Genomic DNA, 25,930 nt, shown 5'->3' on the forward strand with positions numbered 1-25,930 from the left:
GATCTTTATGATATTACTTTTATTTTACTCCTGCTGAAAATCTTTGATTTTCTTGCGCTTAAAACAGCATCTTATTCAAAAACGCTGCGTCCTTGCGTTTTCCAACAAAATTAATTCAGAATCAATTGATATCCAATCTCCGGAAAATCATTATTTTAGCTAAAAAATTTACAATCCGTAATGAAAATAGCGATTCTTGGAGCCGGAAATATGGGACTTTCCTTTTCAAAATCATTTCTGAAATATGAACTGATCAAGCCTGAACACCTTCATCTGATTATCAGAAATCAGGAAAAAATCACCAAAATAGCTGAAGAATTCCCCAAATCTAAAATTTCCACTTTCGAAGAAGTAAAAGACATTGATGCGGATTTAATCATCATTGCTGTAAAACCCCAGGACTTCCAGACGGTTGCGCAAAATATTCAGTTTACTTTAAAAGAAAACCAGATGGTTTTATCCATCATGGCCGGAATTAATATTGAAAAAATCCAAAAGCTCCTGAATCACCCGCTGGTTGTAAGAGCCATGCCGAACTCTCCTACTCTTCTGGGTATGGGAATTACCGGGTATACCGCTGCCAACGGAATTTCTTTCAGTCAGTTAATCAATATTGAAAGATTATTGAACAGTACCGGAAGATCAGTTTATCTGGAAGACGAAGAGCTTCTGGACGGTGTCACGGCCCTTTCAGGAAGCGGTCCTGCTTATTTTTATTACATTATTGATGCCATGATCAAGGCAGGTATTGAAATGGGCATTGAAGAAAACCTTTCCAAACTTTTTGTAAAGCAGACCATGCTGGGCGCTTATCATTTAATCAATAACTCAGAAAAGAATCTTGAGGAACTTATTAAAGATGTTGCATCCAAAGGAGGAACTACTGAAGCTGCTTTAAAAACTTTTGATGAAAACAGTTTCAAAGAAATTCTGAAACAGGGAATTCTGAATGCTGAAAAACGGGCGAAAGAACTTAATAGCTAAATCTCTTTTCAATCATCCTGCAAAACTCCCATCCCAGATACACCCCAAAAGTATTCAGGATGATATCATCTACCTCAAATATTCCCATTCTTGTAAAATATTGAAGTGCTTCCACAATAACGATACATGAGATAAAACCAAATATCAATGGTTTCAGTTTTTTCAGTTCAGGAATTATCCACCCAAGAAATCCAAAAGGGATAAACATAATAATATTGCCCAAAACAATCTTCACAATATCTATAGTCTTATTCGGGCCCTGGATAAATTTTATCGTTGATAAAACAGGTTCTATGGTAATTAAATTTTCATCATACTGAAATCTGCCCATCCCCAAAAACATCAGGTAAAGCAGCAAAAGTGTATACGGAACAATAATGATTTTATATATTTTCTTTAACATTGAACTGCTAATATATTCATTTCAAAAACATTAAATTTGTGTATTAAAATAATTTAATGAAATACGTTCTGCTTACACTTATTTCAGCAATGCTGCTGTCGGTTTCATGGCCAACTTACGGGGTTCCGTTTTTTATATTTTTCGCTCTTGTTCCTCTGATGATGATGGAGCATGGTGTTTCAAAATTTTCGGATTATAAAAGAAAAAGCTGGGTGGTCTTCGGATTATCTTACTTATGTTTCGTGATCTGGAATGTAGTTACTACGGGATGGCTGTATGGCTCAAAGAATCCTGACGGAAGCCACTCTCTGATGGCGGTTTTATTTCCGGTACTGGTAAATTCACTTTTATATTCTTTGGTGTTTCAATGCTATCACTGGTATAAAAATGCTCAAGGTACCTATTGGGGATTGGGATTTCTGATTGCCATCTGGATGAGCTTTGAAAAATTCCATCTGGGATGGGAATTAACATGGCCCTGGCTGAACCTTGGCAACGTATTCTCTGAATACCCGAAACTGATCCAGTGGTATGACACATTGGGAGCAACCGGAGGAAGTTTCTGGATTCTTTTAGCTAATGTCCTGATTTTTTATACAGTAAGAACCTGGGAAGCAGGAAGAAAGAGAAAAGACCTGATTAAAAACTCGGCGATCATTGTGGCTTTAATTGCTCTGCCGATGATTATCTCGGTCATTAAATACAATACTTTTGATGAAAAGCCAGCCGGTCAGGTTAATGTCCTGATGCTGCAGCCGGACCTCGATCCTTATGCTGAAAAATATTCAAAAGACAGTCTCACCATAGAACAGGATTTATTAGCCCTTGCTGAAAAAAATTCCGCGGGTAAGATTGATTATTATATTGCACCGGAAACAGCACTGCCCGGAAGAGGTTCTATTTCCGAAACAGCTTTTGAAAAAAGTTTACTACTCAACAATATTAAAGGATTTTTATCCAACCATCCGGGATCTGTTTTTGCCACAGGAATTTCGTCGCACCGTTTTTATTATAATCCTGCTGACTTACCTAAAGAGGCATATCAGATCAATGGTGGTGTTTGGGTAAGCAGCTATAATACTGCCATTCAGCTTGTCCCTAACCAAAAAGTACAGGTTTACCACAAAGGGAAGTTGGTACCAGGTGTTGAAATATTTCCTTATATGAATGTTTTAAAACCTTTGTTAGGAGATGCGATGCTGAATCTGGGAGGAACTGTGGCTTCTTTGGGAACAGATAAAGAAAGAGTGGCTTTTTCAAATCCTTACAACAAAGGAAAGCTGGCACCTATCATCTGTTATGAAAGCATTTATGGTGAATTTGTAACAGATTATGTAAAAAAAGGAGCTAATTTCTTAGGAATTATGACCAACGACTCCTGGTGGGGAGTAACAGAGGGACACAAACAGCTTTTATCTTATGCTAAACTGAGAGCCATTGAAACAAGAAGGGAAATTGCCCGTGCTGCCAACAGTGGAATTTCAGCGCATATTAATGCAAAGGGAGAGGTCACTGCCGATACTTTCTATGGTGACCAGACAGCCTTATTTGCAAAGGTAAATCTATATGATACCATGACGTTTTATACGAGAGCGGGAGACCTTCTTTCAAGGTTTTCCATATTTGCATTAGGATTCTTATTGTTTTACTACCTGATTGAATGGTTTAAAAAGAAAACAAAGAAAGTGTAATTTTTAAACACAAACCGCAAAAATCTTTACACGAACGACACAACCTAAGTTTTGAGCAATAAAAAAGAGAAAAGCCGGCTGGACGTCCGGCTTTTCTCATTGATAGAAGATAGAATTGATTCAATTACTTAATCGTAAGCTTTCTGGTGGTTATTTCGTTTTTTATCTTCAGTTTTAATAGATATACTCCTTTGGGTAAATGAGAAACATCCACAGACTGATCTCCATTTACACTGATATTAAGTTTTCTTCCATCCATTGAATACATTTCCGCTTCTGAAACCTTCTCCCCTTTGATATAAACTTTATCTGATGCAGGGTTGGGATAGATCATCAGCTTTTTTTCCGATCTGATTTCTGCTGTTCCCAGAAAATTCTGTGTGGAAGCATCAGAATACACCTTTGAGGCATCAATAGATTTTACGCTCCAGTATACATTCTGAATAGCCGGATCAAGCTCCAGAAACCATGATGGTGTTGTGACTACATATCTGGCAATATCATGGGCACCCTCTGCAGAACCTACCGAAATTTCATAGCGCAGCGCATTCACCGGGGTTTTATCATCTGATGCACCACTCCATGTAAAATTGAACCGGTTACCGTTTCTGGTCAGATTCAATTGAGTCGGAGCTGCAGGTTTCGCATTGACTGATGTAGAAGTATTTTTAAAAACTTTCGTCAGTGAAGGCAGATCAGATGCAGACCAATCAAATCCACCCAACAAAATATCCAGGTGATGATCATTATTAAAATCAAAAAGCTGCACCAGTCCCGGACCTCCCAGTTCGGTAATTCCGGTTACTGTTCCCTCATTAAATTGGTTATCGGAAACATTATACAGATACGTTTTCACAACAGCATTGTAATTCTTATTTCCTGAAATGATAAAATCGTAATACCCGTCATTATTTAAATCCCCGACACTTAATGCCATATCTGAAATATCATTCTCCAGAATTACCTGTGGGGTCAGTGTACCCGTTCCGTCATTCATCAGAACAGCAAAATATCCTTCGTCATTTATATCTCTTCCAATCATTACAATATCCTGAAAGCCATCAGCATTAAAGTCCGCAAAATCTATTTTTCCTACGGCTACGGGAGGAAGTTCCTGTGTAGGTACAAGAATTCCATTTTGATTCATATATACTTTAGATACTGCGTCTCCATTGATATCCGACCCGATAATCACAAGATCCAGTAGATTATCATTGTTAAGATCTACTACTTTAAAACTTCCATTCTGGGTCCCATCCACCCAGTTTTCCGTCATGACAAAATCATTGCCTGTGTTTTTATAATAATCAAGGCTGTTTCCGAAACCTCCGCCGTGCGCATATTGAGTTCCATTAAGGGCATAATCAGGTTTTCCGTCATGATTAAAATCAAAAACTTCCAGAGAAACGTAAATCTTACCTGGCAATTCTTCCTCTTTTATAAATCCTGCTCCGGTATTTTTGAACCGGTATTGTTTATAATTAACAACATCCATATAGCTGAGCCCTGTGGAAATAATATCCATCAGCCCGTCATTATTATAATCAATGAACTTAATATCTCCCAGATGCGTTACATCTCCTCCCAGTCCTGTAAACGGCAGTAATGTAGTTCCATTATTCTGATATACTTCATTATAGGTACTGTCTACATTCCCATCGCCATCAGAATCTATCGCTCCATTCACCACAATATCCAATGTCCCGTTGTTGTCTATATCTGCAACATCAGCCGCTGAATAATAAAAATTATTCATGCCCGTTTGTATCTCCGTAAAATTCTGAGCCATCAGGGATATGGGCAGCATAGAACAAAAAATATAAATCCTCTTCATATTTATTTTTATTTAGATTAATTAAAAACAAAGATAAATTATTAAATTCTTTTGCTGAAAAAAAGTCTGTATGAAATATATCAGCACTGATTATCTGCTGTATCCCAAGGATTCTGTTATTTTAAAAATTCAATATTATTAATCAGCCACTTATTTATAAATATTTTTCAAAAGATTTGTCTATCTAAAAAATTCTTCGTTATTTTGCACTCTCAAATATTATACAAATAAGAACATCGAGATATGTCAAGAATTTGCCAAATAACAGGAAAGCGTGCAATGGTTGGTAACAACGTTTCTCACGCTAATAACAAAACGAAGCGTCGTTTTGAAATTAACTTATTAGAGAAGAAGTTTTACCTTCCGGAGCAAGATAAGCACGTAACACTGAAAGTATCAGCTCATGGATTGAGAGTGATTAACAAGATTGGAATCGAGGAAGCTATTGAAAGAGCTACTAGAAACGGATTGATTAAAAAGAATTAATAAATCATGGCAAAAAAAGGAAATAGAGTTCAAGTAATCCTTGAATGCACAGAGCACAAAGAAAGTGGTATGCCAGGAATGTCTAGATACATTTCTACAAAAAATAAAAAGAACACTACAGAGAGATTGGAATTGAAAAAATACAATCCTGTTCTTAAGAGATCTACCATTCACAAAGAAATTAAGTAATTTATAAATAATAACTTACCATGGCAAAGAAAGTAGTAGCAACCCTACAAAGCGGTCAGTCTAAAAAGATGACTAAAGTGGTGAAAATGGTTAAGTCTTCTAAATCAGGAGCTTACGTTTTCGAAGAAAAAGTAATGAATGCTGATGAAGTAGATGGTTATTTGAAAAAATAATCGGTACTTTGTTTACAATATAAAAAACTACTCATATTTTGGGTAGTTTTTTTGTTATCTTTGTGCACCAGATTATTAATCAGTAAAGTATGAAAAAGATACTTGTTCTGGCCTGCACAGCAACTTTTCTATTTTCATTCAGTCAGAAAAAAATGAATCCTGCAGAATATAAAAGTTCGCCGAAAGTTTTCGACATAAAAGGGCTCTCACAGTCAGTAAGCATTGACTGCGGAAGTTCCAGAATGATTTTGTTATCCGGACAGGTGCCTCTGGATCTGGAAGGGAAACTTGTTGGAAATACTATTGAAGAGCAGACACAGCAGGTTTTCAGAAATATTGAAAACATTCTGAATGAGTATGGAGCTACGGGAAAAGATATTATCAAAATGGTAATCTATACCACAGATATCAAAAAAACACCTGAATTCAGAAAAGTAAGGGATTTGTATGTCAACCTTCAAAATCCTCCTGTAAGCAGCCTTGTGGAAGTGAGCAGACTTTTCAGAGATGATGTGCTTATAGAGGTAGAAGCCACAGCAGTGATTAAAAATAAATAAGAATAAACTGAAACTATGAGTTGGTTTAAAAATATTTTCAAAAAAGAAGAAAAAGAAACCTTAGACAAAGGACTGGAAAAGTCCAGCCAGGGATTCTTTGAAAAAATGACGAAAGCCGTTGTCGGTAAAAGCAAAGTAGATGATGAGGTTCTGGATGACCTGGAAGAAGTACTGATTGCCTCCGATGTTGGCGCCTCTACCACTATCAAAATCATTGAAAGAATTGAAGAACGTGTTGCCAGAGATAAATATGTAGGTGTAAACGAACTGGATAAAATCCTTCGTGAAGAAATTTCAGGATTATTGCTTGAAAATCCGCATGCAGGTACAGGAAATATTGACACTTCCAAAAAACCATATGTTATTATGGTTGTAGGAGTAAACGGAGTTGGAAAAACAACGACTATCGGAAAGCTTGCCCACCAGTTCAAATCAGAAGGTAAAAAAGTAGTTCTCGGAGCGGCAGATACCTTTAGAGCGGCGGCTGTTGATCAGCTTACGATCTGGAGTGAAAGAGTTGATGTTCCGATTGTGAAACAGGGAATGGGTTCCGACCCTGCTTCTGTAGCATTTGATACAGTACAAAGTGCGGTAGCCCAAAATGCAGATGTCGTAATTATTGATACCGCAGGAAGGCTTCACAATAAGATTAACCTGATGAATGAGCTTTCCAAGATTAAAAGAGTTATGCAGAAGGTAATTCCTGATGCGCCTCATGAAATCTTACTGGTACTTGACGGTTCCACAGGGCAAAATGCATTCGAACAGGCCAAGCAGTTTACAGCCGCAACAGAAGTAAACGCTTTAGCAGTAACAAAACTTGACGGAACAGCAAAAGGAGGTGTTGTAATAGGTATTTCCGACCAGTTTCAGATTCCGGTTAAATACATAGGTGTAGGTGAAAAAATGCAGGACCTGCAGCTTTTTAATGGTACGGAATTTGTAGACTCATTCTTCAAGAAAAGATGATTTATATCATGTTTTCCCTTATATTAGTAAACAAATCATTTTTAAATATTAACACTAAAAAAATTTGCAACTATGGGAATACTAACATGGATCTTATTCGGTCTTATTGCAGGTGCTATCGCTAAAATGATCATGCCTGGAACTCAGGGAGGAGGATGGTTAATCACTATTATCCTGGGAATTCTGGGAGCATTTGTAGGAGGAGCTATAGGAGTTTACATTCTGCATTGGGGAGATGTCACTTCATTCTGGAATCCGAGAAGCTGGATTCTTTCAATCGGAGGTGCTTTAATTATCCTCTGGATTTACGGAATGGCCACAAGGAAAAGCTGATATTAACGCTGATAAAAAATAAAATCCCGGATCTGAAATTTCAGGTCCGGGATTTTTGTATACAATATAAATTTAGTTAGTTGTTAATTCTGATCTGATACGGCATTTCCATTTTCACCTCAGACTGTAGTTTTTTGTTTGTGATCTGCTGTAAAATTTCATAGTTGGATTTCCCTATCTTGTTTTTAATGATTCTTGCAGAAACATCTTCCTCATTCAGGTCTTTGAAGATTTGTTCAAACGGCGACATTCTCTTAGGAAAGGCATCTACCTGATATGATTTTAATCCCGCTTTCTGCGCTGCGAACTTCACAGCATCTGTTAATGTACCAAGTTCATCTACCAATCCTATCTCTTTGGCACGAACACCACTCCATACCCTGCCTCCTCCTACATTATCGATCTGCTCAAAAGTTTTCTTTCTGTTCTGAGTTACAAAATGTACAAACCTCTTATAGGTGCCTTCCACACTTCTTGTCATCATATTAACGCCATAAGGAGTCACTCCGTTTAAACCTGAATAATACATAGAGTTGGCATTGGTTGCAACAATATCTGCTCGGATTCCGTTTTTAGCCGCAATATCTTTATAATAAGGCATTACCCCGAAAACTCCGATAGAACCGGTAAGTGTATTAGGCTCTGAATAAATTTTATCCGCAGCCATGGCTACATAATATCCTCCTGATGCTGCATAATCACCGAAAGAAACAATCAAAGGTTTTTTCTTTTTCAGCTGCTGCAATTCAAATAAGATTTCATCTGAAGCATTAGCACTTCCCCCCGGAGAGTTGATTCTGAAAACAACCGCTTTCACCTTATCATCCTCCTGAAGTTTCTTAATATACTTCACATATTTCTCAGAATGAATATCATTGTACTCATCTCCGTTATTGATAGAACCGGAAGCATACAGTACAGCTACCTTTTCACCTGATTTATCATCATCAGCATAAGAACTGATATAGCTTGCCAGAGAAATTTTGTTCAGTTTCTCCTTTTCTTTTACATTTAATTTTGCCCTGATAAGATTTTCATATTCTGATTTCTGCATCAGTTTGTCTGCAAGTTTATATTGTAAGCTTTGCTCAGGAATCATTCCGTATAAGCTGTCTGTAATGGTTCGGAACTGGGCGGTATCAATCTTTCTTGAAGCAGCCATTTTATTGGATGTGTTTTTCCAGAGGTCATTCAGAAGAGTGCTTAGCTGTTCTTTATTTTCGGGTGAAATATCATTTCTTAAAAAAGGCTCTACTGCAGACTTGAATTTACCGTGACGGATCACTTCTATCCCGATACCGTATTTATCAGCAAAATCCTTGAAGAAAGTAACCTCGGTAGAAAGACCTTTTAATTCGATCATTCCTGCCGGATGCAGGTAATATTTATCGGCAACAGATCCTAAATAATAAGCCGACTGTGATACTCCGTTTCCGTACGCATATACAAATTTTCCGCTTTTCTTGAAATCTTCAATTGCATTTCTAAGATCATCAATTTGGGTAAGCCCCGCGTTCAGGTCATCTGCTTCTATACTGATCCCTTTAATATTATCATCAGTTTTGGCTTTATTAATAGCCTCCACTGCATCATAGATAAGGATACTTTTATTTTGAGCTCCTATACCGAATAATCCCATTTCCTCTTCTGTAGGGCTATCAATGATATTGGTCTTTAAATTAATCGTAAGAACCGAGTTCTTTTTCACCGCCACCGACTTATCATTTCCCATAGCACTGAATACAAGCATCATAATGAAAAAGATGAAAAACAGAGCGCAAAGTATGATAATTGCCACTATATTTGCCAAAACATTTTTGAAGAAACTTCTCATAAATCAATCAATTTTCCAATATGTCGCAGTATAAGGTAGTTTTGTTACTAGGAAGTAACCTGGGAGAGCAAAAAAAAATGTAGAGCTCGCTTTAAAGAGAATCAGCGATGCAGGAAATCACATTTCACAAATCAGCGAATATTTAATGTCTGAACCCGTAGAGTTTGCCAGTTCCAATATTTTTTGTAATATTGCAACAGTAATATTCACAGATCTTTCTCCAATTCAACTGCTTGATTGTATTAAGAATATAGAAGTTGAAATGGGAAGAATTAATGATTCAAAAGTATCCGGAGGCTATACTGACAGGATAATAGATATTGATATCATTAAGTATAATGAATTAAATTTTAAATCAGAAAGATTAGAAATCCCTCATAAAAAACATCTTTTTGAAAGGGATTTTTCCAGAGTATTATTAAAAGATTTTATTTAAAACATAAAACATATTGTATGAAATTAGGTTTATTATTATTGGCTACGTCATTGCCAATTGCAGCTTTCGCACAAAGCAATGCTACTACAGTAAGCTCTTCTACTGAGTATCCTAATACATTCTCTTCAGGCTCCGCTAATGTACAACCCTTTGACAACAAAGCCAGACGTTTCAGAGACTGGTCTATTTCTGTCGGAGGAGGTCCTGCATTTATGGTACACTCCGATTTAAAATCTATCCGTAAGGATAAGACCAATTGGGGATACAATGCATATGTAAGCGTAGACAAACAAATCACACATGCATTTGGTCTAAGCCTTATGTATATGAGAGGAGAAACAAAACAAACAGCCCAGCTTCCTGGTGCTGCAGGTGTTAAATCAGGAATCGCTACTGCAACGACACAATTTGACAATATCTCTTTATTAGGGGATATCAACTTCTCAAACTTATTCAGAAGAGTAGACAACCATTCTCCATACAGATGGGCTTTCCATGGATACATGGGTATTGGTCTACAGGGATTCAGAACATCATTACATGACAACGATGAATTCAGATGGAGCACAACTCCAAGAAGAACCCCATTGTTTATCAAACAGGATATTGATATCAACTCGATCTTCTATCAGGGAGGTTTAGGGATAAAATATAATGTTTCCAAACTTATTGACATTGAAGCAAGAACCATGTACATCATCAGTGGTGATGATGAATTTGATGGTGGCGGATGGGCTGATCCTAATGATTATGATCCTTCTACACCAGGTTCAAAATATAACATGCTAAACTCTAGAAGATCAGATAACGCCTGGACAGTAAGTTTAGGAGTATCTTTCAAACTAGGTAAACATTTATCTCACCTGGCATGGCATGATCCGCTTCAGGAAGCTTATTACAGAACCAGCGTTCTTGAAAATGCAGCTACCGATCTTGTTGTTTGTGAAAAAGGCGATGCTGATAATGACGGAGTATGTGATGACTGGGACAGACAGCTTGATACTCCTGCAGGTGCAAGAGTAGATGGCGCCGGAGTTGCTTTGGATATGGACCTTGACGGAGTTATTGACCTTTATGATAAGTGTGTAACTGTTCCAGGACCTGTTGAAAATAACGGATGCCCGGTTAAATAATCAAAAACTTAAAATTCTTTTTTCAAAAAAAGAAATCAAATAATAAATACACGATGAAATTAAGTTTAGCAATTGCTGCATTTGCTTTAGCCATTCCTATGGCTGGTTATGCGCAAGACACAACGGCAGTTTCGACAGGAGAATATCCCAATACATTTTCTTCCGGATCTGCTAATGTTTCCCCATTTACGAACCAATCCAAGAGATTTAATGACTGGTCTATTTCGGTAGGTGCGGGCGTACCGCTTCTTCAGTCTGCAGATTTAACCTCTATCAAAAACGGTAACGGTAAAAACCTTTTTGGATATTCAGCGTATGTAAGTATTGATAAAGCAATTACCCATGCTTTCGGAATCAACCTACAATATGACAGAGGTGAAACAAGACAAGGGTGGTTCAATACTAAAAAAACAGCACCAGATGCAACTGCAGTAGGAGCCAGAACTCAGTATGACGCCATCTCAATCTTAGGAGATATCAACTTCTCCAATCTATTGAGAAGAGTTGACAACCATTCTCCTTACAGATGGGCTCTTCATGGATATGCAGGTATTGGTACTATTGCCTACAGAGCATATCAGAAAGTAGGTAACGGACAACAGAGACTAATGACTGAAGTTAAACCTTTCCAATTAGGTTCTATGTTCATGCAGGCTGGTACAGGTCTGAAATTTAAAGTGAACAGAAGAATCGACATTGAAGGTAGATTAATGTATGTGGTAACTGGTGATGATGAGTTTGATGGCGGAGGTGATGCTTACAGCGCAATCAACAAGCGCTCTGAGCAGGTTTCTGACAACTTCTTCAACGCTACTTTAGGGGTTTCTTTAAAACTTGGAAAACATGAGTCTCACTTAATGTGGCATGACCCGCTTCAGGAAATCTACTACAAACTTGATGTTTTGGCTAATAAAAACCAGGATATCGAAGTATGTAAAAAAGGAGATGCTGATAACGACGGGGTATGTGACGATTGGGACAGACAGCTTGATACTCCTGCAGGAGCAAGAGTGGATGGTGCCGGAGTTGCTCTTGACACAGACCTTGATGGTGTAATTGACCTTTACGATAAGTGTGTTACAGTTCCGGGACCTGTTGAAAACAACGGCTGTCCTGTTGTTAAAGATCATAAAGAAACTGCTGTAGAAGTAGAAAAGACTCTTAAAGATATCTATTTTAATTTCAATAAGGCTACTATCAGACCTGAATCTAATGAGAAATTGGATCTTGCAGCTTCAATTATTAAAGAAAATGGTGGAAACTACCTGTTGACAGGACATACAGATATCAAAGGAAACGCAGCTTACAACCTAAGACTGTCTAAAGAAAGAGCGGCGGCTGTTGTAGGAGCTTTGGAAAGCAGAGGTATTAATAAAAATGTTCTGAAATCAAGAGGTGTAGGTTCTGCTGAAGCAACAATTCCTGCATCAGCTTCAGATGCTGAAAGAATGGCAGACAGAAAAGTTACTGTAAGATTTGTAGAAAGTTCAGAATGGGATTCTATCAAAAAGAAAGACTATGAAGATACTCCTGTAAAAAAAGCAGTAAAAAAAGTTCCAGCTAAGAAAAAGAAGAATTAATTTCAAATACATAAACCGGAAAGAATTGTTCTTTTCGGTTTAATTTTTTTCTACTACGAATTTTTTTACCTACCTTTATCATTATTTTCAGGACAACTGGCATGAAACACATTAAAAATCAACAAGTTTGTTTTGAAAAAAATTAATACAAAATCGCTTTTTAACGTAAAAAATCATTTAAAATAACTTAACTTAAAAAAATAACACTATGAAATTAAGTTTAGCAATTGTTGCATTAGCATTAGCAATTCCTTCTGCTACCTATGCACAAGACTCAACGGCAGTTTCAAAAGGAGAATATCCTAATACATTTTCTTCGGGATCTGCTAACGTTTCCCCATTCACCAATCAATCAAAAAGATTTAATGATTGGTCAATTTCTGCCGGGGTGGGTGTTCCGCTTCTTCAGTCAGCGGATTTAACCTCTATCAAAAACGGTAACGGTAAAAACCTTTTTGGATATTCAGCGTATGTAAGTATTGACAAAGCAATTACCCATGCTTTCGGAATCAACCTACAATATGACAGAGGTGAAACAAGACAAGGATGGTTCAATACTAAAAAAACAGCACCAGATGCAACTGCAGTAGGAGCCAGAACTCAGTATGACGCCATCTCAATCTTAGGAGATATCAACTTCTCTAATCTATTGAGAAGAGTTGATAACCATTCTCCTTACAGATGGGCTCTTCATGGATACGCAGGTGTTGGTACTATTGCCTACAGAGCATATCAGAAAGTAGGTAACGGACCGCAACGACTAATGACTGAAGTTAAACCTTTCCAATTAGGTTCTATGTTCATGCAGGCTGGTACAGGTCTGAAATTTAAAGTGAACAGAAGAATCGACATTGAAGGTAGATTAATGTATGTGGTAACCGGTGATGATGAGTTTGATGGCGGAGGTGATGCCTACAGCGCAATCAACAAGCGTTCTGAGCAGGTTTCTGATAACTTCTTCAACGCTACTTTAGGGGTTTCTTTAAAACTTGGAAAACATGAGTCTCACTTAATGTGGCATGACCCGCTTCAGGAAATCTATTACAAACTTGATGTATTGGCTAATAAAAACCAGGATATCGAAGTATGTAAAAAAGGAGATGCTGATAACGACGGGGTATGTGACGATTGGGACAGACAGCTTGATACTCCTGCAGGAGCAAGAGTGGATGGTGCCGGAGTTGCTCTTGACACAGACCTTGATGGTGTAATTGACCTTTACGATAAGTGTGTTACCGTTCCGGGACCTGTTGAAAACAACGGTTGTCCTGTAGCTACAACAGGACCTGTAGTAGAGACAGAAACTAAATTGGAAGGCATCGAGTTTGACTTAAATTCTGACAGAATTTTACCATCAAATACTCCAATCCTAAACAATGCTGTCAACTATATTAATTCTTCAAGTGGTTCTTACAATGTAATCGGTGCTACTGATACAAGAGGTACTGACGCTTACAACCAGAAACTATCTGAAAGAAGAGCAAACAACGTTAAGAACTATCTGATTAAAAACGGTGTTCAGACAGGTAAACTTCAGGCCATAGGAAAAGGTGAAAAAGACCTTAAATATCCTGAGTGTGAACCAGCAACGAAGTGCCCTGAATGGAAAAACAGAGCCAACAGAAGAGTATACTTCGAAGCTAAATAATAAACTTATTAATATATTATATAAAAGTCACGCCATGCGTGGCTTTTTTTGTCCTGATTCTTTCCTTATTTTTACAACATGATTTCTCCGCAGGATTTTCAAAAACTAAAATATGATACTCTTAAGTATTTCTGGGGTTATACCGACTTCAGAGATTCTCAGGAAGAAATTATCAATGCCGTCATCAATGAAAAAGATACTCTGGTTCTGTTACCCACAGGAGCAGGAAAATCTTTATGTTATCAACTGCCTGCCCTATTGAAGGAAGGAACCTGCCTTGTAGTTTCCCCGCTGCTGGCATTGATGAAAGACCAGGTTAATCAGCTTAAATCCCGTGGCATAGAAGCAGAATACCTTTCCTCTGAGCTGGATGAATATGACGCTGAAACAATTTATGGCCGTTGTAAGGAAGGACTTACAAAATTACTGTATGTTTCTCCTGAAAGACTTACCAATGCACAGTTCATCCAAAATATGGAGGAAATACAATTATCCTTCATTGCAGTGGATGAAGCACACTGTATTTCGGAATGGGGACAGGATTTCAGACCCAGCTATCAGAATATAAAGGGGTTTCGAAGTAACAACCCTGAGATACCCTGCCTTGCTTTGACTGCAACAGCTACTCCAAAAGTGCTGGAAGAAATTAAAAATAAACTGGAACTGAAGAATCCATTTGTTTTTCAAAAAAGTTTCAAAAGAGAAAATATCAAAATCTTTACTGATGAAGTATCTGATAAATTCCAGCGTGTTTTTGACATCTTAAAATACAGCAACGACTCCGGAATTGTATACGTAAGGACGAGAAAAGAAGCAGAACTGCTGGCAGAATTTCTGAAGAAAAATCAGCTGAAAAACGTAGATTATTTTCATGCAGGCTTAACAACTAAAGAAAAAAATGCAAAGCAGAATCTTTGGAACAACAGTGACAATAATGTCCTGATTTCTACCAATGCCTTTGGAATGGGTATTGACAAAGATAACGTCCGTTTTGTTATTCACTACTCTCCTGCAGCATCCCTGGAAAACTATTATCAGGAAATCGGAAGAGCAGGAAGAGATGGAAAAGACAGTTTTGCATTTATGCTTTGGAACAGGCAGGAATTATTGAATTTTGATCAGGTTTTAAAAAATCAGACTCCTAACAAAGCTGAATTTTTGAAGATTATCAGTTACCTCTACTCTATTTTTCAGGTAGCCGAGTTTGAACTTCCTGAAAAAACATTTCAGTTAAATATCCTCAGCATACAGAACTTTACAAAACTGTCGAAGGCAAAGATCAACAATGTACTCAACTTTCTGCATAATCAGGAAATTGTCTACTACAATGACAACAAAAGCCTGTCTTCACTCGAACTTTTCATTAAAGCGGATGAGATCGACCAGCTACCACAAAAAGACGCCTATTTTATAGAGCTTCTTTACCGTACTATATCAGGAATTACGACTCATAAAGTAATGTTCAGTGAGCAGCAGGTAAGCCATAAAATTAACATCAGCGTTCCTTTGATTAAAGAACGACTGAAGGAACTTCAACAAAAAAATTACCTTGAATATATCGACGGAGCGCTTTCCAGTATTAAATTCCTGAAACCCCGTGATGAGAGAGCTGCGAATAATGCTTACTGGAAACTATTTGAACATATTCAAAGGAACAAAATCCAAAAATGGGAAGAGATGAAATTTTACGTAAAAAACAATGACTATTGTAAAATGAAACTTATTCTTGCTTATTTTGGCGAAAAAAATTCAAAAAATTGTGGTCAATGTTCAGTCTGTGAAAAAAATAAGCAGTCTATCTTTGGAAAAAATATTTCCCAGCAAATCATCAATCTTTTAGCCAAAAAGTCTGCGACCATTGAAGAACTGTCTATACAGCTGAGTTATCATTCCAAAGAAAATATTCTGGAAAATCTGATTTTCCTATTAGATTCCGGAAAGGTAAGGATGCTGAACTTCAGAACGTATGCGCTGAATCATGAGTAATAAGTAATGAGTGATGAGTAATAAGAAAGATGCCTGGACATGATATGATGTAGTCATATTAGCAGTCTATCTCTAAAACTCTTATACTCTTATACTCTTATACTCTTATACTCTTATACTCTTATACTCTTATACTCTTATACTCTAAAACTCTCCACTCTCCTACTTTCATATTCGCATACTCTCCCACCCCAAACCTGAAACCTTCCGACTCTCAGATCAAAAACTTATCTTTGCAGTATGAAATCATTGAAAGTCGTTTTTTTAGGGACTCCCGAGTTTGCAAAGACTTCTCTGGAGGCCATCCATCAATCTCATCATCAGGTTGTAGGTGTAGTAACCGTTGCTGATAAGGCAAGCGGACGAGGACAGAAAATTCACCAATCACCGGTAAAAATCTATGCAGAAGAAAACAATATTCCTGTTTTTCAGCCGGAAAAGCTGAGAAATCCGGAGTTTTTGGAAGAACTTAGAAAACTGGATGCTGATGTTTTTGTAGTAGTTGCTTTCAGAATGATGCCTAAGGTACTTTTTGAAATGCCAAAAATGGGCACTTTCAATCTTCATGCTTCATTGCTTCCTGATTACCGAGGAGCAGCTCCTATCAATTACGCAGTAATCAATGGGGAAGAAAAAACCGGAGCAACCACTTTCTTTATTAACGAAAAAATTGACGAAGGGAATATTCTTCTTCAGCAGGAAATAGAAATTTTACCTGATGAAAATGCCGGAAGCCTTCACGACAGACTGATGGAAATGGGTGCAGGGCTTGTTGTGAAAACGCTGGATGGGCTTGCAGAAAATGTCATTCAGGAGAAGCCTCAGCCACAGGTAGAACATCCTAAAAATGCTTATAAAATTTTCAAGGAAGATACCCGGATCAATTGGCAGCAGCCTTCAAAGACCATTCACCAGTTCATTCTTGGAATGTCTCCTTACCCAGCAGCATTCACTACTTTAAAGATCGAAAACGAAGAAAAAGGTTTAAAAATATTCGGAGGTAAGTTTGAACTTTCTGATCATGGTAAACCTGCCGGAACACTGGACATCTCAAAGAGCGGATTTAAAATTTATACACAGGATGGAATCTATTATCCATTGGAACTTCAGCTGGAAGGTAAAAAGAGAATGATGGTAAAAGATTTTCTGAACGGCTTCCGAAACTTTGATGGAATCACTCTGAATTAAAGAACATCTTTTAAGATACTCAAAATAAAGTCCCGAAGTATTTACAGCTTCCGGGACTTTTAAATTTTAAATACAAAGAAAGATTATGCTTTACTAACAATTTTCTTTCTGATTCTGCTTATAAATTCAGGCGTTACTCCCAGGTAGGCAGCAATCTGAATATTGGTAAGACGGTGCGCTATTTGCGGGTAATCCTTTAAAAACTCAACATACCGTTCATCCGAAGGCTTGCTTAGGTTGTCAATGATTCTGCGCTGCAATGCTATAATTGATTTTTGAAATTTAAGCCTCATTAATCTTTCAATCTCAGGCATTTCGGCATACAGTTTCTCTTTTTCTTTTTTGGGAATAAGAAGAATCTCACTGTCCTCCAGAGCCTGAATATTAAGCTTTGAAGGAATACGGTTCACAAAGCTATCAATATCCGAAATCCACCAGTTTTCAATGCCAAAATATAATATCTGTTCAGCTGCATTATGATGGGTATGAAAAACTTTAAAGCAGCCCTTCAGTACGAACCCTTCAAATTCGCAGATCTCACCTTCTTTTAAAAGAAATTCCTTTTTCTTTATTTTCCTAAGGTTGAAAGCACTGCAATATTTCTCCAGCTTTTCATCTGAAATATCAATATAACTCCGGATATGTTTTTTTAAAGGCTCAGTCATGGTTTAAAAATAAAAAAAGGTTCAGAAAATCCTAAACCTTATATTTTGTATTGTAAACAGCCATTGATGTGAAAAAATTCACTATTGACTATTCATTTCACTATAGTTGCACCATCTCAGTAACCTCTACATCATAACCTCCAACCTGAGGCTTAATATTAGGGTTTTGAGTGATTACTTTGAACTTGTTGATTCCTAAATTCTTTAAAATCTGCGTTCCGATTCCATAATCTCTGTAATTGTATGCTAAAGTAGGATGTTGTTCCTGCCCGTCTTGATAATTCAGGAACTGCTGAAGTTTTCTCAATGTATTTTCAGAATTGGAAACATTGTTGATGAAAATAATAGCTCCTTTTCCAGCCTCATTCACCATATTGGTTACTTTTTCCAGCAATGGCTTCTCACCGTTATTCAATCTTGTCAATACATCAAAATAAGAATCTGATGACTGTACCCTTACCAAAACAGGCTCGTCTACAGTCCAGGCGCCTTTTGTTAAGGCAAAATGGATCTGTTCATTTGAAGTTTCTCTGAAAGCATAGAAATCAAAGTCTCCGTAAAACGTCTTTACTTTTCTCTCTTCAATTCTTTCCACAAGATTTCCTTTTTTAAGCTGATAATGGATCAGGTCTTCAATAGAAACGATCTTCATATCATGCTTCTGGGCAAAAGCGTGAAGTTCAGGCAGACGTGACATTGTACCATCCTCATTCATGATCTCGCAGATCACCCCTCCTTCTTTTAAACCGGCTAAGCTGGTAAGATCGATAGCGGCTTCTGTATGTCCTGCTCTTTTCAATACGCCTCCTTTTCTTGCACGAAGCGGGAAAATATGGCCTGGTCTCATAAAATCTGTAGGTTTGGATTTTTCATCCATCAGTGCTAAAATTGTTTTTGCTCTGTCTCCTGCAGAAATTCCGGTAGATGTTCCGTTTCCTAAAAGGTCAACCGATACTGTGAAAGCAGTTTCTTTAGGATCGCTGCTTCTGCTTACCATTACTTCAAGTCCAAGCTCATCACATCTTTTTTCAGGAAGCGGCATACAGATCAGCCCTCTTCCGTGAAGAGCCATAAAATTGATAATTTCCGGCGTTGTAAGCTCTGCCGCGCAAAGAAAATCACCTTCATTTTCTCTGTCTTCATCATCTACTACTATGATTATTTTACCATTTCTAAGGTCTTCAATAGCCTCTGGAATAGTATTTAATTTAATATCGGACATTTTTACTTTTTATTTGTGCAAAGATACTCATAAAAATAAGCATCTGCCAATTAATTATGGATGGTTTATTACGCTTTGGATAGTGAGTCTGCTGCCGCTCTGAAAATCTCATAAGATCTTAATCTTTTCTGATGATCGTAGATATGTGAATTGATCATCATTTCATCTACCTCAAACCTTTCCTGGAAATCTTTAAGCTTTTGCTGAATTTCTGCCTGATCACCAATAAATGTATATCTCAGTTTCTGTAAAACCATAGATTTTTCCATTGGTGACCAGATTTCATCCATGTCATCTACCGGCGGGGCAAATGGTTTTCTGTCGTTTCTTACAATATTGATGAATGCCTGGAATAAAGTAGTGGAAATCTTGTGAGCTTCTTCGGAAGATTCTGCAGCCACACCGTTTACGCAGGCAATGATATAAGGCTTATCCAGATATTTTGATGGTTCAAAATGCTCTCTGTAGATTTTAAAAGCCATTTCCATCTGCTCCGGAGCAAAGTGTCCTGCAAATGCATAAGGCAGACCAAGTTCCGCAGCCAGCCAGGCACTGTCTGTACTTGATCCCAGAATATAAAGCGGAATATCCAGTCCTTCTCCGGGTATTGCACGAACCATCGCATCAGAATTTTCTTTGGAGAAATATCTTTGAAGCTCAAGAATCTGTCTTGGAAACTGTTCATTGATGATGGCTGGATTTCTTCCCAAAGCCTGAGCCGTTAAGCCATCTGTTCCCGGCGCTCTTCCTAACCCAAGATCAATTCTGCCCGGAAATAAAGACTCCAGTGTTCCGAATTGTTCAGCAATAATCAGAGAACTGTGGTTGGGAAGCATAATTCCTCCAGAACCTACTCTGATTTTTTTCGTTCCATTGGCAATGAAACCTATTAAAACAGAGGTTGCTGAACTTGCAATGCTTTCCATATTGTGATGTTCCGCCAGCCAGAATCTTTTGTAATTTAAATTTTCAGCGTGGTTAGCTAATGATAAGCTGTCCTGAAAAGTATCGTGAATGCTTTTTCCTTGCTTTACCGGGGCAAGGTCCAAAACAGAAATTTCAAAATTTTTCATATTATGATGTTAGTTTTTCTTTAATCTGAAAAACAAGGCAAATTTAAAACATAAAAACTGCATTAGTTACTTTTTGTAATTAATAAAAACAATTGATCAGTTCAGGGAAAAACTATTGGAATAAAATTCTTTTCTGTTTGATTTTATATATAGAATTTTAAAAATTCAAATCATGATAATAAAAATTATATTTTAAGAAAAATAAATCAACAAAAAGAGATATATTTATTATATTCGTATACCAAATTCTTAAAAATATTAATATGATTAAAAAACAAAACAGTCTGTTTTATAAACAGATACTGACAGGAAAAATTATGCTTATAATTTTTCTTATTGCTGCAACATTCTCATCTTGTAGTAAAAATAATGATGAAATTGCATCTGAAGCACAAACCAATGCCTTTGACATTGACAATGTAAAAAAAGGACAATTGAACGGTCAGGACATTACCTATGAAAGAAAAAACGGAATGAATTTTTTTCAGGGAGATATTGTTCTTACCGATAAACAGCTATCCGAAGGCAGTGAACTTAATAAAGGCGGAGCCAGTTTTTCAAGGTGGCCAAACGGTAAGATTTACTACACGATTGCAAGCAATATGGGCTCTATCAACGTAAACAAAATCAATACTGCAATTAATGAGTATAATACTAAAACCAATACTCAATGGATTTACCGTACCAATCAGTCTAATTATGTTGAATTTATATTCGGAAGCTCATCAGGATCAGATGGGTGGGCACATATCGGATATCAGGGAGGAAAACAAACGATTTCTCTGGATCAATATATTTCTGTGGGATCAGTTATTCATGAAATGGGACATACAGTAGGTCTTTATCATGAGCATACGCGTAAAGACAGGGATCAATATGTAAAAATCCTGTGGAACAATATCCAGAACGGACAATCTTATAATTTCAATATCTACAGTTCCGGAACAGACATCGGCCCTTTTAATATCAATTCTGTGATGATGTACTGGCCGACGTCGTACTCTAAAAACGGGCTACCAACGATTACCAGAGCTGATAACAGCAATTTCACTTATAACAGAACCGGCTTTACTACAGGAGATATCAATACCATTAATGCTATGTATCCTTAGTTTTGCAAAATTTTCACATAAAAAGAAAAGAACTCTTACGAGTTCTTTTCTTTTTTATAATTATAGTGATTAATCAAAATCCTGATTTCGTTAAATTCAAAATGGCTTGGCAGTGCATTTTTCCACTCTGTAAGGGTTTCGTGAGGGTTTCTGTAAAACTCATCTTCAAAAGCCTTAATCTTATCTGAAGTGATGACTCTGGAAATATCCAGCAATCCCTGTTCTGCAAACTTAGCCAGGTGGCCGATAACGGTCTCTTTCACCAAACCTCTTTCCAATGCAATTTCTCCGATGGTTTTTCCCTGTTCAAACAACTGGAAGGTTAAAACCTGAGAAGGGACTTTAGCAATTTTCAGATTGATTTCCTTATCATTCTTTTCATCTAAAAGTTTCGTTTCAAGAAGATGAATTTCTCTTAAGCTATTCAGATATTCTTCAATGTCTTCCAGCCAGCTTTTAAATTCTTCGTTGTACTGTTTTAATCCTTTTGCTCCTTTTATTTCAGCATAAAATTCTTTCAAAGGATCGAATATTTTATTTCTGGTCTCAGTAAAGAAGAAATTAACTGCACCTTTTGATTTGCTTTCAATTTCGGACCATTCTTCTTTCTGTTCAATAAAATTATTGACTTTCTGGAAAATAATCCGTTCCAGTTTTTCAAATATTTTCCCAAGATTCACCGCTTCATGCTTTAACTGCAGATAAAGCTGTTTGGTTTTGACATGATCAATATTTTTTGTTACAATGGAAAGGTTATTCCACTCTTCCACTTCTTTCAAAAACCAAGTGCAGTCAAGCGTACGCAGCACTTTTCTGATGCTGTAATCATATTTTTCCTGATTAAGAATGGCTTCAACATGATCATTGGCAATTGTATCAGTGTGGAAATGTAAAATCCGGTTATCCTTAAAAATAACTTCGGGAGTAATCTTTGATTTTAAAACAATTCCTTCCAGGGTTCTGCAACGGGATAAAGCAACATACACCTGACCGGCAGTGAAACTTTTTCCAGCATCAATAATGACTTTATCAAATGTTAATCCCTGACTTTTGTGAATTGTAACCGCCCATGCCAGCTTAATAGGAAACTGCTCAAAACTTCCCAATACTTCTTCCTTGATATTTTTATCTGTATCAAGGAAATATTTTTTCTGTTCCCAGGTTTCTCTTTTTACAACAATTTCTCTTTCACTTTCATCCAATACTACCCGGATTTCATTTTCATCCAATCCTATAATCTCCCCCAGTTTTCCGTTAAAATATTTCTTTTCACCGGAAATATCATTCCGGATAAACATAATCTGGGCCCCGATTTTCAGTTCTAAAAACTGGTCGTTGGGAAACTGATTTTCTTTAAAGTCTCCTACAAGCTTAGCTTCATAAACCTGAGGATCTACTTTTATCTCTGCCAGTTTTTCCTGATTAATTTCATCTGCCATTTTATTGTGGGAACACAGATAAACGTAAGATTCTTTCCCCATATCAAAGTCAGGATCATACCTTTCATTAAGATGGTCAAAATCGATATTATCCACATCTCCATCGCGGATTGCATTCAGGATTTCCAGAAATTCTTCATCAGACTGTCTGTATACTTTTGTCAGCTCAATGGTAACAATGGGAATTTCTTTAATGGCATGGCTGTCAAAAAAGAAAGGTGAATTGTAATACATTTTCAGGATATGCTCATCCCTCACTACCGGAGGAAGCTGATACAAATCCCCAATGAACAACATTTGAACGCCACCAAATCTTTGATTATTCCTTCTGATAAACCGCAAGGAAAAATCCATCATATCCAGAACATCAGCTCTCAGCATCGAAACCTCATCAATGATGATGATTTCAACCTCCCTCAAAAGCTTCAGTTTATCTTTACGATATTTGAAATGAGGCATCAGATCAGCAATATTATTAGCCAAACTGGTGTCTATCCTTTCTGTAGTAGGAAGAAAGGTTCTCAACGGCAGTCCAAACATGGAGTGGATTGTCACACCTCCTGCATTAATGGCAGCAATTCCCGTAGGAGCCACCACAATATGCTTTTTCTTGGTACGCCTTACAAAATCATTAAGAAATGTCGTCTTTCCTGTTCCAGCTTTCCCGGTTAAAAAAACGCTTCTGTTGGTGTATTCTATTAAGTCAAAAAAATGATTGTTCATCGTTGTCAAAAATACGGAAATGAATTTGATTTTCTTACCTTGGCATAAGTTTTGAAAATTCTTAAAAAGAAAAAAGTTTATTGTGAAAAAATTATTCTTTCATATCCCGGCAATAGTATTATGTACTACATTAACTTTGGTTTCCTGTAATACATCAAAAAATGCCAATACCAATCTTCCTGTCGATATTGCAGACAGACCTGCTGATGAAGACAGCCAGAAGTATGAACAGGCTCAACTGGATAAACTAAAAGCTTCCATTGATTCTGAAGTATCAGGCGAAAAATGTACGGATGCCAGTGATTGGGCATTTACGCCAATGGGATCAAAATCCTGCGGCGGGCCTCAGCAATACATAGCCTATCCAAAGAAAATAGAAGAGACTTTCCTGCCGAGAGTCAATGAGTATACGGATAAAGTGAGAGCTTTTAATGAAAAGTATAATATTGTGTCAGACTGTATGATGGTCATGCCTCCTATATCCCTAAAATGCATCAATGGCAAGATAAGAATGATCACACCTGACCCTAACTAACAATAAAGCAAAGGTTCTATATCAAATCGAAAAAAGCTCTGTCCCGGGGACGGAGCTTTTATATTTGTTAATCGTGAATTTTTCGCCAATGAATAGTGAATGTCTTCAAATAATTGACAAACGCAGCGAATTGACTATTGACAATCTTTAAAACTGATGATCCTTCACATTTTCCTTATACCATGAAGAATATTTCACATAATTATCCGCAATTCTGTTCACTTCTCCTTCCAGTAACTGTGCATTGATATCTTTGATTTTCTTTGCAGGAACTCCGCCCCAGACTTCTCCGGATTTAACGTGGGTTCCCTGAGTAACGACAGAACCTGCTCCTATGATAGAATTTTCTTCTACCAGGCAATCATCCATTACAATGGCTCCCATCCCGATCAATACATTATCTTTAATAGTACATCCATGCACAATCGCGTTGTGTCCTATAGAGACATTATTTCCGATATTCAGAGGATATTTCTGATAGGTACAGTGCAGCATTGCATTATCCTGAACGTTCACCTTGTCTCCCATTCTGATATAATTAACATCTCCCCTGATCACTGCGTTATACCAGACACTGCAGTCTTTTCCCAAGATAACATCCCCAATAATGGTTGCTGTCTCTGCCAAAAATGTATTCTCTCCGATCTGTGGTGCTTTTCCTAAAAGTTCTTTTATAAGTGCCATAATATTAATTTGAAAATTCGAAAATAAGCCGATTTGAGAATATGATATTTGCCATATAATTTCAGGTATCTAACTTCTAAATTACAGCGATAGCAAAAATCTAACTCTCTATCTTCAGCTTCTGACTTCTAATGCGTATTTTTGTATCTCAAATTTAACGAAAAAATGCGTACCGTACTTATAGAACCAACTGAAAACCCAAAAGTGATGAAATTTGTAGCAGACTACAATCTCATCCCGGGTTCTTTAGAGCTGGACAGAAATTCAGATATATCAGAAATTCCATTGGCACAGGAACTTTTCAATTATCCGTTTGTGGAAAGAATTTTCATCACAGCTAACTTTGTTGCTGTGGCAAAGCAGGATACTGTGGAGTGGGAACATGTTGCTGAAAGTCTGAAAAACGTAATTGAAGATGAATTACTGGCTAACCCGAGAATCTATCTTCAGAAGAAAAAAGAAATGTATCAGATTTATGCTGAAATGACTCCGAACCCGAATGTAATGAAGTTTGTTTCAAGCAAATTACTGATGGAGGGTTTTGTGGAAGTAAAATCGAAAGACGCTGCAGAAGAAGTTCCTTTGGCTCAGGCTATTTTTAAAGAATTTGATTTTGCAACGGAAGTTTTCATTTCTGATAACTTTGTAGCCGTTACCAGAGATAATTCTGTGGAATGGCATCAGGTAATGATGACTGTCCGTGCTCTTATTGCTGAATATCTTCAAAACGGAGGTGAGATTTCAAAAATAGAACCTCAGAAACATGAAAACCCTGTTGAAAAAATTATCAACAGAGATTATACTGAAGATGAACAGAAAATCTCTGATATCTTAAATGAATATGTAGCTCCTGCCGTAGAAAATGATGGTGGAAAGATTTCCCTGATGGAATATGATCAGGAGAATAAAACGGCAAAAATGCTTCTGCAAGGTGCGTGTTCAGGATGCCCAAGTTCTACAGCTACTTTGAAAAACGGAATTGAAAATATTCTAAAACAATTCGTTCCGGACTTAGTAGAAAAAGTAGAAGCCGTAAACGGATAAAACAGTTAA

The 25,930-nt window shown here is 37.1% G+C and carries 25 protein-coding genes; 17 read left to right on the forward strand and 8 right to left on the reverse strand.

Translation table 11 applies throughout. The annotated features are described in order from the left end of the window. Positions 1 to 180: 180 nt before the first annotated feature. Positions 181 to 984: a pyrroline-5-carboxylate reductase gene (proC, locus tag EL165_RS12020; RefSeq protein ID WP_002976761.1), complete on the forward strand. Its 804-nt coding sequence runs from the start codon at positions 181 to 183 to the stop codon at positions 982 to 984. Here the strand turns inward: proC and EL165_RS12025 are convergent. Then, positions 974 to 1,387: a VanZ family protein gene (locus EL165_RS12025; RefSeq protein ID WP_002976760.1), complete on the reverse strand. Its 414-nt coding sequence runs from the start codon at positions 1,385 to 1,387 to the stop codon at positions 974 to 976. The two genes, proC and EL165_RS12025, sit on opposite strands and share 11 nt — an antisense overlap. Before the next feature lie 56 nt (positions 1,388 to 1,443). On the opposite strand from EL165_RS12025, the gene lnt reads away from it, so the two are divergent. Then, entirely contained in the window at positions 1,444 to 3,078 is a 1,635-nt protein-coding gene (lnt, locus tag EL165_RS12030; RefSeq protein WP_002976759.1) for an apolipoprotein N-acyltransferase, read from the forward strand. A 124-nt stretch (positions 3,079 to 3,202) separates the two neighbouring features. Here lnt and EL165_RS12035 read toward each other — a convergent pair whose 3' ends face one another. After that, positions 3,203 to 4,912: a T9SS type A sorting domain-containing protein gene (locus EL165_RS12035; protein WP_041461394.1), complete on the reverse strand. Its 1,710-nt coding sequence runs from the start codon at positions 4,910 to 4,912 to the stop codon at positions 3,203 to 3,205. 243 nt (positions 4,913 to 5,155) lie between these two features. Between EL165_RS12035 and rpmB the strand changes: the two genes are divergently transcribed. From rpmB to EL165_RS12065, 6 genes are all read left to right on the forward strand, one after another. Further along, entirely contained in the window at positions 5,156 to 5,398 is a 243-nt protein-coding gene (gene rpmB / locus EL165_RS12040; RefSeq protein ID WP_002976757.1) for a 50S ribosomal protein L28, read from the forward strand. Between the two features lie 6 nt (positions 5,399 to 5,404). Then, positions 5,405 to 5,587: a 50S ribosomal protein L33 gene (gene rpmG, locus EL165_RS12045; RefSeq protein WP_002976756.1), complete on the forward strand. Its 183-nt coding sequence runs from the start codon at positions 5,405 to 5,407 to the stop codon at positions 5,585 to 5,587. A 20-nt stretch (positions 5,588 to 5,607) separates the two neighbouring features. Beyond that, positions 5,608 to 5,760, forward strand: coding sequence for a DUF4295 domain-containing protein (locus EL165_RS12050; RefSeq protein ID WP_002976755.1), 153 nt, complete (start codon positions 5,608 to 5,610; stop codon positions 5,758 to 5,760). Between the two features lie 89 nt (positions 5,761 to 5,849). Then, on the forward strand, positions 5,850 to 6,317 hold the full coding sequence (locus tag EL165_RS12055) for a RidA family protein (protein WP_002976754.1): 468 nt from the start codon (positions 5,850 to 5,852) through the stop codon (positions 6,315 to 6,317). A 15-nt stretch (positions 6,318 to 6,332) separates the two neighbouring features. Next, entirely contained in the window at positions 6,333 to 7,286 is a 954-nt protein-coding gene (gene ftsY, locus EL165_RS12060; RefSeq protein ID WP_002976753.1) for a signal recognition particle-docking protein FtsY, read from the forward strand. A gap of 72 nt (positions 7,287 to 7,358) precedes the next feature. After that, on the forward strand, positions 7,359 to 7,619 hold the full coding sequence (locus tag EL165_RS12065; protein ID WP_002976752.1) for a GlsB/YeaQ/YmgE family stress response membrane protein: 261 nt from the start codon (positions 7,359 to 7,361) through the stop codon (positions 7,617 to 7,619). A 76-nt stretch (positions 7,620 to 7,695) separates the two neighbouring features. Here EL165_RS12065 and sppA read toward each other — a convergent pair whose 3' ends face one another. Beyond that, positions 7,696 to 9,453, reverse strand: a complete 1,758-nt coding sequence (sppA, locus tag EL165_RS12070) for a signal peptide peptidase SppA (RefSeq protein ID WP_002976751.1) — start codon at positions 9,451 to 9,453, stop codon at positions 7,696 to 7,698. 121 nt (positions 9,454 to 9,574) lie between these two features. Here sppA and folK point away from each other — a divergent pair, with 121 nt between their 5' ends. The 6 genes from folK (at position 9,575) to fmt (ending at position 17,424) form a co-directional block, all read left to right on the forward strand. After that, complete coding sequence (gene folK / locus EL165_RS12075; RefSeq protein ID WP_346724699.1) at positions 9,575 to 9,889, forward strand: 2-amino-4-hydroxy-6-hydroxymethyldihydropteridine diphosphokinase; 315 nt, start codon at positions 9,575 to 9,577, stop codon at positions 9,887 to 9,889. Positions 9,890 to 9,906: 17 nt separating this feature from the next. Further along, entirely contained in the window at positions 9,907 to 11,022 is a 1,116-nt protein-coding gene (locus EL165_RS12080) for a hypothetical protein (protein ID WP_002976749.1), read from the forward strand. A 53-nt stretch (positions 11,023 to 11,075) separates the two neighbouring features. Continuing rightward, positions 11,076 to 12,602, forward strand: a complete 1,527-nt coding sequence (locus EL165_RS12085) for an OmpA family protein (RefSeq protein WP_002976748.1) — start codon at positions 11,076 to 11,078, stop codon at positions 12,600 to 12,602. 208 nt (positions 12,603 to 12,810) lie between these two features. Then, positions 12,811 to 14,250, forward strand: coding sequence for an OmpA family protein (locus EL165_RS12090; RefSeq protein WP_126358631.1), 1,440 nt, complete (start codon positions 12,811 to 12,813; stop codon positions 14,248 to 14,250). A gap of 78 nt (positions 14,251 to 14,328) precedes the next feature. Further along, complete coding sequence (locus tag EL165_RS12095) at positions 14,329 to 16,236, forward strand: RecQ family ATP-dependent DNA helicase (protein ID WP_002976745.1); 1,908 nt, start codon at positions 14,329 to 14,331, stop codon at positions 16,234 to 16,236. A 240-nt stretch (positions 16,237 to 16,476) separates the two neighbouring features. Next, on the forward strand, positions 16,477 to 17,424 hold the full coding sequence (gene fmt, locus EL165_RS12100; protein ID WP_002976744.1) for a methionyl-tRNA formyltransferase: 948 nt from the start codon (positions 16,477 to 16,479) through the stop codon (positions 17,422 to 17,424). 83 nt (positions 17,425 to 17,507) lie between these two features. Here fmt and EL165_RS12105 read toward each other — a convergent pair whose 3' ends face one another. The 3 genes from EL165_RS12105 to EL165_RS12115 all read right to left on the reverse strand — a co-directional run bounded on the left by EL165_RS12105 (position 17,508) and on the right by EL165_RS12115 (position 20,384). Then, on the reverse strand, positions 17,508 to 18,089 hold the full coding sequence (locus EL165_RS12105; RefSeq protein ID WP_002976743.1) for a Crp/Fnr family transcriptional regulator: 582 nt from the start codon (positions 18,087 to 18,089) through the stop codon (positions 17,508 to 17,510). Between the two features lie 100 nt (positions 18,090 to 18,189). After that, entirely contained in the window at positions 18,190 to 19,311 is a 1,122-nt protein-coding gene (gene ribB, locus EL165_RS12110; RefSeq protein WP_002976742.1) for a 3,4-dihydroxy-2-butanone-4-phosphate synthase, read from the reverse strand. 68 nt (positions 19,312 to 19,379) lie between these two features. Beyond that, positions 19,380 to 20,384: an LLM class flavin-dependent oxidoreductase gene (locus EL165_RS12115; protein ID WP_002976741.1), complete on the reverse strand. Its 1,005-nt coding sequence runs from the start codon at positions 20,382 to 20,384 to the stop codon at positions 19,380 to 19,382. A gap of 263 nt (positions 20,385 to 20,647) precedes the next feature. Here EL165_RS12115 and EL165_RS12120 point away from each other — a divergent pair, with 263 nt between their 5' ends. Then, complete coding sequence (locus EL165_RS12120) at positions 20,648 to 21,496, forward strand: M12 family metallopeptidase (protein WP_002976740.1); 849 nt, start codon at positions 20,648 to 20,650, stop codon at positions 21,494 to 21,496. A gap of 35 nt (positions 21,497 to 21,531) precedes the next feature. Here the strand turns inward: EL165_RS12120 and EL165_RS12125 are convergent, their stop codons facing one another. Continuing rightward, complete coding sequence (locus tag EL165_RS12125) at positions 21,532 to 23,658, reverse strand: helix-turn-helix domain-containing protein (protein WP_002976739.1); 2,127 nt, start codon at positions 23,656 to 23,658, stop codon at positions 21,532 to 21,534. Positions 23,659 to 23,740: 82 nt separating this feature from the next. Between EL165_RS12125 and EL165_RS12130 the strand changes: the two genes are divergently transcribed. Next, on the forward strand, positions 23,741 to 24,193 hold the full coding sequence (locus EL165_RS12130; RefSeq protein WP_002976738.1) for a hypothetical protein: 453 nt from the start codon (positions 23,741 to 23,743) through the stop codon (positions 24,191 to 24,193). A 147-nt stretch (positions 24,194 to 24,340) separates the two neighbouring features. Here the strand turns inward: EL165_RS12130 and EL165_RS12135 are convergent, their stop codons facing one another. After that, positions 24,341 to 24,877 (reverse strand): gamma carbonic anhydrase family protein, encoded by a 537-nt coding sequence (locus EL165_RS12135; protein WP_002976737.1) that lies wholly within the window; start codon positions 24,875 to 24,877, stop codon positions 24,341 to 24,343. Positions 24,878 to 25,042: 165 nt separating this feature from the next. Between EL165_RS12135 and EL165_RS12140 the strand changes: the two genes are divergently transcribed. After that, positions 25,043 to 25,921 carry a NifU family protein gene (locus EL165_RS12140; RefSeq protein ID WP_002976736.1) on the forward strand — a complete coding sequence of 293 codons (879 nt, stop codon included), beginning with the start codon at positions 25,043 to 25,045 and terminating at the stop codon, positions 25,919 to 25,921. The last annotated feature ends 9 nt before the right edge of the window (positions 25,922 to 25,930 follow it).

This window comes from Chryseobacterium gleum (assembly GCF_900636535.1).
GTDB classification, from domain to species: Bacteria; Bacteroidota; Bacteroidia; order Flavobacteriales; family Weeksellaceae; genus Chryseobacterium; species Chryseobacterium gleum.

What these genes read in the sequence shown, in the direction of transcription:
- proC (WP_002976761.1), top strand. Translation starts at nt 181, where the DNA reads ATGAAAATAGCGATTCTTGGAGCCGGAAATATGGGACTTTCCTTTTCA.
- EL165_RS12025 (WP_002976760.1), bottom strand. Translation starts at nt 1,387, where the DNA reads ATGTTAAAGAAAATATATAAAATCATTATTGTTCCGTATACACTTTTG.
- lnt (WP_002976759.1), top strand. Translation starts at nt 1,444, where the DNA reads ATGAAATACGTTCTGCTTACACTTATTTCAGCAATGCTGCTGTCGGTT.
- EL165_RS12035 (WP_041461394.1), bottom strand. Translation starts at nt 4,912, where the DNA reads ATGAAGAGGATTTATATTTTTTGTTCTATGCTGCCCATATCCCTGATG.
- rpmB (WP_002976757.1), top strand. Translation starts at nt 5,156, where the DNA reads ATGTCAAGAATTTGCCAAATAACAGGAAAGCGTGCAATGGTTGGTAAC.
- rpmG (WP_002976756.1), top strand. Translation starts at nt 5,405, where the DNA reads ATGGCAAAAAAAGGAAATAGAGTTCAAGTAATCCTTGAATGCACAGAG.
- EL165_RS12050 (WP_002976755.1), top strand. Translation starts at nt 5,608, where the DNA reads ATGGCAAAGAAAGTAGTAGCAACCCTACAAAGCGGTCAGTCTAAAAAG.
- EL165_RS12055 (WP_002976754.1), top strand. Translation starts at nt 5,850, where the DNA reads ATGAAAAAGATACTTGTTCTGGCCTGCACAGCAACTTTTCTATTTTCA.
- ftsY (WP_002976753.1), top strand. Translation starts at nt 6,333, where the DNA reads ATGAGTTGGTTTAAAAATATTTTCAAAAAAGAAGAAAAAGAAACCTTA.
- EL165_RS12065 (WP_002976752.1), top strand. Translation starts at nt 7,359, where the DNA reads ATGGGAATACTAACATGGATCTTATTCGGTCTTATTGCAGGTGCTATC.
- sppA (WP_002976751.1), bottom strand. Translation starts at nt 9,453, where the DNA reads ATGAGAAGTTTCTTCAAAAATGTTTTGGCAAATATAGTGGCAATTATC.
- EL165_RS12080 (WP_002976749.1), top strand. Translation starts at nt 9,907, where the DNA reads ATGAAATTAGGTTTATTATTATTGGCTACGTCATTGCCAATTGCAGCT.
- EL165_RS12085 (WP_002976748.1), top strand. Translation starts at nt 11,076, where the DNA reads ATGAAATTAAGTTTAGCAATTGCTGCATTTGCTTTAGCCATTCCTATG.
- EL165_RS12090 (WP_126358631.1), top strand. Translation starts at nt 12,811, where the DNA reads ATGAAATTAAGTTTAGCAATTGTTGCATTAGCATTAGCAATTCCTTCT.
- EL165_RS12095 (WP_002976745.1), top strand. Translation starts at nt 14,329, where the DNA reads ATGATTTCTCCGCAGGATTTTCAAAAACTAAAATATGATACTCTTAAG.
- fmt (WP_002976744.1), top strand. Translation starts at nt 16,477, where the DNA reads ATGAAATCATTGAAAGTCGTTTTTTTAGGGACTCCCGAGTTTGCAAAG.
- EL165_RS12105 (WP_002976743.1), bottom strand. Translation starts at nt 18,089, where the DNA reads ATGACTGAGCCTTTAAAAAAACATATCCGGAGTTATATTGATATTTCA.
- ribB (WP_002976742.1), bottom strand. Translation starts at nt 19,311, where the DNA reads ATGTCCGATATTAAATTAAATACTATTCCAGAGGCTATTGAAGACCTT.
- EL165_RS12115 (WP_002976741.1), bottom strand. Translation starts at nt 20,384, where the DNA reads ATGAAAAATTTTGAAATTTCTGTTTTGGACCTTGCCCCGGTAAAGCAA.
- EL165_RS12120 (WP_002976740.1), top strand. Translation starts at nt 20,648, where the DNA reads ATGATTAAAAAACAAAACAGTCTGTTTTATAAACAGATACTGACAGGA.
- EL165_RS12125 (WP_002976739.1), bottom strand. Translation starts at nt 23,658, where the DNA reads ATGAACAATCATTTTTTTGACTTAATAGAATACACCAACAGAAGCGTT.
- EL165_RS12135 (WP_002976737.1), bottom strand. Translation starts at nt 24,877, where the DNA reads ATGGCACTTATAAAAGAACTTTTAGGAAAAGCACCACAGATCGGAGAG.
- EL165_RS12140 (WP_002976736.1), top strand. Translation starts at nt 25,043, where the DNA reads ATGCGTACCGTACTTATAGAACCAACTGAAAACCCAAAAGTGATGAAA.